This is a genomic window from Staphylococcus arlettae (genome assembly GCF_002902345.1).
GTDB lineage: Bacteria > Bacillota > Bacilli > Staphylococcales > Staphylococcaceae > Staphylococcus > Staphylococcus arlettae.
The window spans coordinates 622,316-632,152 of sequence record NZ_PPQB01000005.1; the positions used below are offsets into that span (position 1 = coordinate 622,316).

At 34.1% G+C, this 9,837-nt stretch carries 9 protein-coding genes; all 9 read right to left on the bottom strand.

Going from position 1 to position 9,837, the window contains the following annotated elements; translation table 11 throughout:
- Positions 1-2: 2 nt before the first annotated feature.
- The 9 genes from CD036_RS03110 to fapR all read right to left on the bottom strand — a co-directional run bounded on the left by CD036_RS03110 (position 3) and on the right by fapR (position 9,665).
- The gene (locus CD036_RS03110; RefSeq protein WP_002510964.1) at positions 3-338 is read right to left on the bottom strand and encodes a putative DNA-binding protein; all 336 of its coding nucleotides are present in this window, start codon (positions 336-338) and stop codon (positions 3-5) included.
- On the bottom strand, positions 325-1,545 hold the full coding sequence (ftsY, locus tag CD036_RS03115) for a signal recognition particle-docking protein FtsY (RefSeq protein ID WP_103387954.1): 1,221 nt from the start codon (positions 1,543-1,545) through the stop codon (positions 325-327). The genes CD036_RS03110 and ftsY overlap by 14 nt, the downstream gene beginning before the upstream one ends.
- On the bottom strand, positions 1,542-5,111 hold the full coding sequence (gene smc, locus CD036_RS03120; protein WP_103387955.1) for a chromosome segregation protein SMC: 3,570 nt from the start codon (positions 5,109-5,111) through the stop codon (positions 1,542-1,544). The genes ftsY and smc overlap by 4 nt, the downstream gene beginning before the upstream one ends.
- 54 nt (positions 5,112-5,165) lie before the next feature.
- Positions 5,166-5,879 carry a ribonuclease III gene (gene rnc / locus CD036_RS03125; protein ID WP_369946027.1) on the bottom strand — a complete coding sequence of 238 codons (714 nt, stop codon included), beginning with the start codon at positions 5,877-5,879 and terminating at the stop codon, positions 5,166-5,168.
- Positions 5,880-6,098: 219 nt separating this feature from the next.
- Entirely contained in the window at positions 6,099-6,332 is a 234-nt protein-coding gene (locus tag CD036_RS03130; RefSeq protein WP_002510960.1) for an acyl carrier protein, read from the bottom strand.
- Positions 6,333-6,465: 133 nt separating this feature from the next.
- Positions 6,466-7,203 carry a 3-oxoacyl-[acyl-carrier-protein] reductase gene (gene fabG / locus CD036_RS03135; protein WP_021458903.1) on the bottom strand — a complete coding sequence of 246 codons (738 nt, stop codon included), beginning with the start codon at positions 7,201-7,203 and terminating at the stop codon, positions 6,466-6,468.
- Complete coding sequence (gene fabD / locus CD036_RS03140) at positions 7,196-8,122, bottom strand: ACP S-malonyltransferase (protein ID WP_002510958.1); 927 nt, start codon at positions 8,120-8,122, stop codon at positions 7,196-7,198. Before fabD ends, fabG begins: the two co-directional genes overlap by 8 nt.
- On the bottom strand, positions 8,123-9,103 hold the full coding sequence (plsX, locus tag CD036_RS03145) for a phosphate acyltransferase PlsX (protein ID WP_103387956.1): 981 nt from the start codon (positions 9,101-9,103) through the stop codon (positions 8,123-8,125).
- The gene (fapR, locus tag CD036_RS03150) at positions 9,096-9,665 is read right to left on the bottom strand and encodes a transcription factor FapR (RefSeq protein WP_103387957.1); all 570 of its coding nucleotides are present in this window, start codon (positions 9,663-9,665) and stop codon (positions 9,096-9,098) included. The genes plsX and fapR overlap by 8 nt, the downstream gene beginning before the upstream one ends.
- Between the last annotated feature and the right edge of the window lie 172 nt (positions 9,666-9,837).

Here is a 9,837-nt window from a genome sequence, read left to right on the forward strand (position 1 = left end):
CTCTATTCATCAATTTCTTCTAATTGTTTAATATATGATAAAACACGCTCTGCATTATCACTGTGTTGTTTAATTTGGTCATATAAGTCTTTTCGCTTTTCAAAATTACGATAAAGTCCTAATTTAGTTTCATAATCTTCAACTAAATCGCCAGTTCTTCTAATATTATCATAAACAGCTTGTCTACTCACATTAAAAGTATCTGCAATTTCACTTAAAGAATAATCCTCTAAGTAAAACATTTGCAAGTAATTACGCTGTTTTTCAGTTAACAACGCTTGGTAAAAATCAAATAAATAATTCATTCGAATAGTTTTAATTAAATCATTTTGTGTCATGTGATTGACCCTCATCATCGGTAACATCATCAGAAGTATCTTCTGCTGGTAGTTCTTCCACATTTTCTTCAATCATATCTGCGAATAAGCCATAAACATAACTTTCAGGGTTAAACGGTTGTAAGTCATCTAGTTTTTCACCTAATCCGACATATTTAACTGGAATGTGCAACTCATTACGTATAGCTAACACAATACCACCTTTGGCTGTTCCATCTAACTTAGTCAATACTATTCCTGTTACATTAGTTACGTCTTTAAATGATTTTGCTTGAGATAAGGCATTTTGTCCAGTAGTAGCATCCAAACACAATAATACTTCGTGTGGTGCTTCTGGAATAGAACGTCCGATGACTCTTTTTACTTTTTCCAATTCATTCATTAAATTGGATTTATTTTGCAAACGACCAGCTGTATCACAAATTAATATATCTACATCTTTATTTTTAGCAGCGTTAATCGCATCATACATAACTGCCGCAGGGTCAGAACCTTCTGCTTGACTAACGACCTCTATACCAACACGTTCTCCCCATACTTTGAGTTGCTCAATTGCTCCCGCTCTAAAAGTATCTCCAGCAGCAAGCATAACTTTTTTGCCTTCTGCTTGATAACGATGTGCTAGCTTACCAATTGTTGTTGTTTTACCTACACCATTAACACCAACCATTAGAATAACGTTAAGTCTTCCATCTTGTAGATCCATAGATTCAGATTGATCATCATTTTGATGGTAAATTTCTACTATTTTTTCAACAATTACTTCACGTAAATCTTCTGTTTCTTGGATATTACGTTTTCGTGCTTCATCACGTAACTCATCAACAAGTTCCATTACTGTATTAAAACCAACATCAGCAGTTATGAGCATTTCTTCTAAAGCTTCGAAGAAATCTTCATCAACTTTACGATATCGTGCGATTAAAGTATTTAATTGTTCTTGGAAGTTTTGTCGTGATTTTTCTAAACCAGCTTTAAATTTCGCACCTAAACGTTGAGCTTCGATCTCTTCAAAGTCTTCAATCGATATTAGACCATCTTCATCAAAGTCAGCTTCTTTTAATTTTTTAGGCTTTTTCTTTGTTTCATCAGTTGTTTGTTCTTGAGTATCCAGTGTTTCATCTTGCTGTAGTTCTTGTTCATCAAGTGTTTCGTTTTGTTGTTCCGAACCTGTAAATTTATCTTTTAATCGTTTAAAAAAACTCATAACTGTTCCTCCTTCATGACGTCATCGATCGTATTAAGATTAACGCTTACTAATTTAGACACACCTGATTCTTGCATCGTAACACCATACAAACGATCTGAATATTCCATCGTGCCTTTTCTATGTGTAATTACAATAAACTGTGTTTGATCAGACAGATTTTTTAAATAATTAGCATAGCGAATCACATTTGCCTCATCTAGTGCGGCCTCTACTTCATCAAGTATAACAAATGGTGCTGAACGTACTTTTAATATTGCAAATAATAAAGCAATCGCACTTAGCGCACGCTCTCCACCACTTAGTAAGGATAAATGCTGTAATTTTTTCCCTGGCGGTTGGACTATAATGTCGACACCTGCTGCTAAATAATCATCATCTGTTAATCTTAATTCTGCTTGTCCACCACCGAATAAAGTTTTAAATACTTCCTCAAAATGACCTTGTACTGCATGAAATGTTTCTTTAAAGCGGTCTTTAACTTCTTGATCCATTTCCGTAATAATTTGCTCAAGAGTAGTTTTTGCTTCTCTTAAATCTGTACGTTGTTCATTTAAAAATGTATAACGCTCATTAATTTCTTCAAATTGTTCAATCGCATTTAAATTAACATTGCCCAATTCTTCAATTGACATTTTGGTTAATTTAACTTTTTTACGTAGTGTTTCGATTTCTTCTTCATTATCATATAAGTCTCGTGCACGTTCAAATGTTAATTGATATTGTTCAGATAAATGATCAATTGCGTGATTAATTAATACATCTAGTCGTGATTGTTCAGCTTTGATGTCTTGGTAACGATTTTCGATGGATAAAATATCTCTATTAGCTTCTTCCAATTTAATATCGTTAGCCTCTATTTCTTCATTGATAGTCACACGTTGCGCTTTTACATCATTAAGCTGTTCCGTAAACTGTTCTTTTTCGGCTTTACTTTGTTCTATATTTTTACGTACATTATCAAATGCTTTTTGACCCGTCATATCTTCAGAGTTGAAGAAGGCAATTTGTTCTTCAATTTTTGATTGCTGTTCCGTAGCAGATTGTAACTGCTTGTCGATACGTTCAACAGTTTGGCGTTGCCCTTTAAGTCTTTCTTTGACTACAGCCATATCTGATTGTTTTTGATGCAATTGCTGCTGCATTTGCGTAACACTTTCTTTACCTTCTTTTGATAACTTAGTATAGACTTCGATATCATTTTCTAGTTGTGCTAACGCTTCTGTAATTTCGGCCAAACGTTTTTTCTTATTTTGTAACGTTGCTTTGCTCGTTTCACTTTGATAACCATCATTTTTTTCAAACTCGAATTCTTCGTGTTCATTTTTAATATGCGCTTCACTTTTACGTAATTTATCTAATTCCAATTCATATTCATAAGCAACTTTTTTCACCTCATTATAGTCTTTACTATAAGTAAAATACTGCTCACTCAATTCATCAGATTGTGTTTTCAACGCTTTATATTGTTGTTCAAAAGTAGTGGTTTGTTGTTGATAGTCGGACAGTTGCTGACGTAAAGTTGTTAGCTCATCTTTTTGTGCTAATATACTTTTTGATTTTCTGTCACCGCCACCAGTCATAGAACCACCTGGATTAACAATATCACCTTCTAGCGTCACGATACGTGTACGATATTTAATATCTCGTGCTAATGCGTTCGCATTTTTTAAATCGTCTACAATAATCGTATTGCCTAAAAGGTTTTGAATGACTTTTTCGTATTGTTGGTCGGTGTTAATTGCTTCTGCCGCTACTGACATAAATCCTGTTGCTTGTTGTGCAGTACGATAAATATCTGTAGCAAGGTGTCTTGGTTGTATGACATTAAGTGGTAAAAATGTTGCACGCCCTAATCCTTGTTGCTTTAAGTATTGTATCGCCGCACGACCATCTTTTTCTGAGTTTACGATGACATGTTGCAACGATGCACCTAAAGCTGTTTCTATCGCTTTTGTAAGCTGTGATGGTACTTGAATGACATCAGCTACTGCACCATGAATTCCAGTTAATTTGTCATTTTTTGCTTTTAAAATATGTTTTACACCATTAAAGAAAAAGCTGTATTCTTCTTGTTGAGTAGCTAAACTATCAATTCTAGATTTCAACTTCTCATTGTAACGATAAGCTTGATGTAACTTATCTTCATATTCTTTTTGCTGTGCTTTCGTTTGTGTTAGCTGTTGCTCACACTGCGATAAATCTCGTTCAACTTTTTTCAACTTGCCTTGTGCTTCATCAAAATTTTGTTGTGTTTGTGTAATATCTGCTTGAATTGTTTTCAATTGTTCATAGACATCAAGTAATCTTGAATCAAGACGCGATTGTTTTGTTTCATTTTCTTGAATGGTATGTTCTAAAAACCGTATGTCATTGTTCACATCTGATTGTTCAGAGATGAGCGTATAATATTGGTCTTTAATTTCTTCTAATTTCTCGTCATGTTGCTCATCAGTTACATAAAGTTGGGACTCATATTTGTTAATTTCAGTAGTTAAGTCTTTCTGTTTTGTTACTAAAGTTTGCAACTGATCTTGTGCTTGCATTTTTTCTTCTTCTAATTGCGCTATTTGATCTGCTAAATTAGCTTGTTCTTCTTCAAATCTTGCATTCGTTGCTGATTGGTTTTTTTGGCGCTCTTCTAATACGTTTAATTGTCCGTTATATTTTTCTACTGCCTCTGTTGCATCGACTAATCGCTGATTTAACGACTCGATAACTTCATCTAATCGGTATCTTTCGCCTTTATTTTTTTCGATAGTACGTGCATGTTGTGATTTTTCAGCTTCTTTAGCCTCTTGTTTACTTTTAAGTTGATTTAATGTTGTATCTAATTCATTAATATTTTGGTTATAACTTTCAATATCGTGTACCGTGACTATTACATCACTTTGTTCCATTTCTTTAGTTAAATGCTTATATTCTTTCGCAATCGCCGCTTCTTCACGTAAAGGTTCTACTCGGCCTTCTAAGTCATATAATATATCTTCTACTCTGTTCAAATTATCTTCAGTTTGATCTAGTTTTTGAACTGACGCGGCTTTACGTTTTTTATATTTGAGCACACCTGCTGACTCTTCTAATATTTGTCTACGGTCAATAGGTTTGGCATTCAAAATTTCATCTACACGACCTTGTGAAATAATACTAAATGCTTCTTTCCCTAAACCAGAGTCTAAAAACAGGTCAATGATATCTTTCAATCTCGCCCTATCATTATTTAAATAATATTCACTTTCTCCGCTCCGATATAAACGACGTGTAACGGTTATTTCATCTTGGTCAACTTGCAATTTACCAGAGTGATTGTCTAGTCTTAATCTTACTTCTGCATAGTTTTGTGCTTTACGATGTTCCGCTCCTGAAAAAATAATATCTTCCATTTTTGCGCCACGTAAAGATTTCGCTGATTGTTCCCCTAATACCCATTTAATTGCATCAGTTATATTACTTTTACCGCTACCATTTGGGCCTACAATCGCTGTTACACCTTCATCAAATTCAACATTTGTATGTTCAGCGAATGACTTAAAACCAAATGCGTCTATCGACTTTAAATATACCATGCTATTCTCCTTAATAAGTCATTTCAATTTCACCTAGTGTTCAGTTGGTTACTTTTATAATGACAACTTACTTTTCATTGTTTTATATGCTTTTTCAGCTGCTTTTTGTTCAGATTCTTTTTTTGTTTTACCTTTTCCTTCAGCTACAGCTGTATCTTCTAAAATAACTTCAGATGTAAATAACCTGTGGTGCGCTGGACCTTCTTCATTAATGAGTCGATACGTTACGTCACCTTTATTTTGTTGGTGTACAAACTCTTGGAATTGCGTTTTAAAATCTACGACACCATCTAATACATCAGCTTCAACAAATGGGAAAATAATCCGTTCAGCAAAATACCACACTGAATCCAATCCTTGATCAAGATATAATGCACCTACAAAAGCTTCAAACGCATCGGAAACAAGTGAAGGGCGCAAACGTCCCCCTGTTTTTTCTTCGCCTTTACCTAATAAAATCAAATCATTTAGTCGTATTTTTTTGGCAAATATTACAAGTGAGGGTTCACAAACTATTGTGGCACGCATTTTCGTTAAATTCCCTTCTGGTAACTCAGGGTATTTATCAAACAAATAACGTGAAACCGTCAATTCTAATACCGCATCTCCTAAAAATTCTAAACGTTCATTATGTTCTAAACGATTCATATTAAAATCATTTATAAAACTTGAGTGAGAGAATGCTTGTTGATACAATTCGACATTATTATATTGTAGGTTTAATTCAGTCATCTTGTGTTGAAATCTCTCTCTAAAATCTTTAACCATTTCTATCTTTTTGTTGTTGGTCAATACACTACCTCCTAGTAAACATAAATAAGTCATACACAGTAGATTTTACGTTAATTTCTTCCAAAACTAAAGAGAAAACTAAGATATTCATGATTCTTTCTATACTTGATTTAATGAAATACATCTTACTTTAGTTTATAAATGTTTGTACGAAAAAAATCTGAGCCATGTAAATGTGGCTCAGATTTTAATTTATTATTTTTCAAGACTGTTAATAAAGTTAACAGCGTCACCAACAGTGTTGATTTTTTCAGCTTCTTCATCTGGAATTTCAGTACCAAATTCATCTTCTAATTCCATAACTAATTCAGCAATATCAAGTGAGTCAGCGCCTAAATCGTCTTTAAATGATGCTTCAGCAGTAACTTTGTCAGCATCTACACCTAAACGGTCAACGATGATATCTTTTACTTTGTCGAAGTTTTCCACGTCGATTCACCTCCTTTTAAGGTCTAAGGATAGACCTTTTTATTTTCCCATTTTATCCTATGAAATACAAGTAGTATTTAGAAACACAATGGGCAAAATGACAAGCTTATATGTCATATATAAAGGACTAATATTAGTCCATATACATGCCACCATTTACATGTATCGTTTGTCCAGTAATATATTTTGCTTTATCTGACGCTAAAAATGCTACTGTGTTAGCGATATCTGTATCTTCACCAAAACGTGATAATGGGATTTGTTCTAACATTTGATCTTTAAGCTCATCACTTAAAGCATCAGTCATGTCAGAAACTATAAAGCCCGGTGCCACTGCATTAACTGTAATATTTCTAGATGCAAGTTCTCGTGCAGATGATTTTGTCAATCCTATAACACCTGCTTTAGTTGCTACATAATTCGCTTGACCAGGATTACCTAAAGCACCAACAACGCTTGATAAATTAATGATTGCACCACTTTTTTGTCTCAACATCTGAGGTGTTACTTTTTGGATACAATTGAAGACACCTTTTAAGTTTGTATCTATTACATCGTCCCACTCTTGTTCTTTCATACGCATCAATAAATTATCACGTGTAATACCAGCATTGTTTACTAGTACATCCACTGAACCGAATTGACTCACAACTTCTTTAATCATTGCTTTAACTTCATCACCGTTAGCAACATTTGCTTGAATTGCAAAACTATCTACATTTTTAGCTTTAATTTCTTCAACAACTGCATCTGCTTTATCTTTACTACCTGCGTAATTGACTGCTACATTATATCCTTCTTCGGCAAGTTGTAGTGCTATACTACGACCAATACCTCTAGATGCTCCTGTTACTAATGCACTTTTACTCATGTTCAACCCATCCTTTTACGTCATCAATTGTTTGAATAGAAGTTAATTTAACATCTCTGTTGATTTTTTTAATTAACCCAGATAATACTTTACCAGGACCAATTTCAATAAAATGATCTACACCTTGTTCAATTAACCATTCTGTTGATTGGATAAATTGTACTGGTGAATATAATTGTTGGATCATATTTTGTTTAATCGTTGCTGCATCTGTAGCTGGTTTAGCATTGACATTTTGAACGACTGGAAATGCAGCGTCGTGCCATTCAAATTGATTAATGTACTCTGAAAATTGTGCTTCAATCACGTTCATCATAGATGAGTGAAATGGTCCTGAAACAGCTAAAGGCATTACTCTTTTGGCACCTAGTTCTTTTCCTTCAGCTACAAGCTTGTCAATTAACGATTTATGTCCTGACACAACAATTTGTCCTGGCGCATTTATATTTGCAGGTTCAATTAACTCTTCAGATGAAGATAATGACTGACAAATTTTATCAACTTCTTCGTAATTTAAGCCAAGTACTGCTGCCATACTACCTACACCATTAGGAAATGCTTCAGACATTAACTGGCCACGTTTTCTTACAATTTTAACTGCGTCTTCGAATTGCAATACACCACTTGCTACTAAACTTGAATATTCACCAAGGCTATGACCCATAGTAAAATCTGCATCAATGTCATTTAATGCTGCATGTAACGCTACACTATGCGTTAATAATGCTGGTTGTGTGTTTTCTGTTTGGCCCAATTTATCTTCTGAATCTGTGAACATTGTTTCTAATACATCAAAATCTAAAGCAGTTTGTGCCTGGTTTAAGATGTTTGTAGCAGAATCATCCACATTGTATAAGTCTTGACCCATACCAACTTTTTGTGATCCCTGACCTGGAAAAATAATTGCTGTTTTACCCATTTATGCTTCACCAACCGTTTCTCTCATTGTTTTGACAATCTCTTGTTCACCTGCTATTTTCGCTTGTTTAATAGCTGAATAAAAGGCTTTGGCACTTGAGCTACCATGTGCTTTAACCACAATACCATCAATTCCGAGCAATACTGAACCTCCATATTCAGCATAGTCCATTTTTTGTGTTAGTTGTGTTAAATCTTTGCGTAAGACCAATGCTGCCAATTTATTTTTAAAACTACTTAGTAACGTTTGTTTAAACATTTTACCAAAAGCTTTAGCTACACCTTCGAGATTTTTCAAAATCATATTTCCAGTGTACCCATCTGTGACAACAACATCAGCTGCATCTTCCATTAAACTTTTAGCTTCAACGTTACCACTAAAATTGAACTCATTTTGGGATTCCATTAAATTAAAAGTAGTTTTTGTTAACGAGTTCCCTTTTGCAGCTTCTGTGCCAATATTTAATAGCCCTACTGAAGGTTGTTTAATGCCTCTAATTTTTTGCGCATATATATTACCTAATTGCGCATATTGTAATAGATGTTCTGGTTTAGCTTCTGCATTAGCACCTACATCCATAAATACGAAACCTTTACCAGAAATTGTTGGTAATGTTAATACTAATGCTGGTCTAGAAACGCCTTTAATACGTCCTACTACAAATAAACCAGCCGACATTAAAGCACCTGTATTACCGGCCGAAACACAGCCATCAGCTTCACCTGATTTAACAGCTTCTGCCATGCGCACCATTGAGCTATCTTTTTTCTTTTTAATTGCACGTACGGGTTCGTCTTCCATCGTAATTTCTTCACTACAATGGCGAAAATCAACACGATCGTGTTGAATTGTATTTTGCTGTTCATCTCCAAATAAAATGATTTCTAAATCTTCAAAATCTTTCACTGCTTGTTCTACAGCTTCAAGCACGATTTGAGGAGCATCGTCTCCACCCATCATATCAATCGCAATTTTAACCATTTCCTTCATCCTCACTTGTATAATACATTTTAAAGGTGCCACCAAAAACTTGTTGCTCTTTTACGTATGATTTTACTTCAATTTCATAATATTTATGGTCATTATTGATAACATAAGCTTCTGCGGTTACCACATCATTTAATTTTACTGGTTTTAAAAATGTTACCTTACTTTCTCTAGTTAAAACAATAGGTTTATGTATTAATGCAACACACAGGGAATTTGCTTGAGCAAATAACACATGGCCTCGAGCAATATAGTTCCGCGAAAATACTGAGTCTTCGCCTATATTAATCATCGACACAGCTTGCTTATTTGGCTCTACATTTATTACATCCCCAATGATTTCACTGCCATCAATGGAGCGAATTCTATCATGATTTTCTTTAGCTACATGTTTAATACGTTTTCTAAGTTCAGGAATATTCAATTGCGTACGGTCTAAACGAATCGTTTGAATGCTCACTGCAAATTTATCGCTTAAAGCATTATCTGTAATAAAAGGGTTGCGTTCAATTTCATTTTTGATTGATTCTTGTCTTGCCTGTTTTTTTAATTTCATGGCGAACCCTCCTGTTATTTAGTACCAAGTCTTAAACATTCCTCACATATCATAACACTTTCTATTTCTAATCCTCAACAATTATGTAGCATAGTTTATCAAAATTTGCTAAAAACGAAAATTCCTACCATGAGCACTCTAAAATTTTCCACCATTAAATTTTATGAAAAAT

Coding starts and splice junctions, on each gene's coding strand:
- fapR (WP_103387957.1), bottom strand. CDS start 9,665: ATGAAATTAAAAAAACAGGCAAGACAAGAATCAATCAAAAATGAAATT.
- fabG (WP_021458903.1), bottom strand. CDS start 7,203: ATGAGTAAAAGTGCATTAGTAACAGGAGCATCTAGAGGTATTGGTCGT.
- smc (WP_103387955.1), bottom strand. CDS start 5,111: ATGGTATATTTAAAGTCGATAGACGCATTTGGTTTTAAGTCATTCGCT.
- CD036_RS03110 (WP_002510964.1), bottom strand. CDS start 338: ATGACACAAAATGATTTAATTAAAACTATTCGAATGAATTATTTATTT.
- rnc (WP_369946027.1), bottom strand. CDS start 5,879: ATGGTTAAAGATTTTAGAGAGAGATTTCAACACAAGATGACTGAATTA.
- ftsY (WP_103387954.1), bottom strand. CDS start 1,545: ATGAGTTTTTTTAAACGATTAAAAGATAAATTTACAGGTTCGGAACAA.
- plsX (WP_103387956.1), bottom strand. CDS start 9,103: ATGGTTAAAATTGCGATTGATATGATGGGTGGAGACGATGCTCCTCAA.
- fabD (WP_002510958.1), bottom strand. CDS start 8,122: ATGGGTAAAACAGCAATTATTTTTCCAGGTCAGGGATCACAAAAAGTT.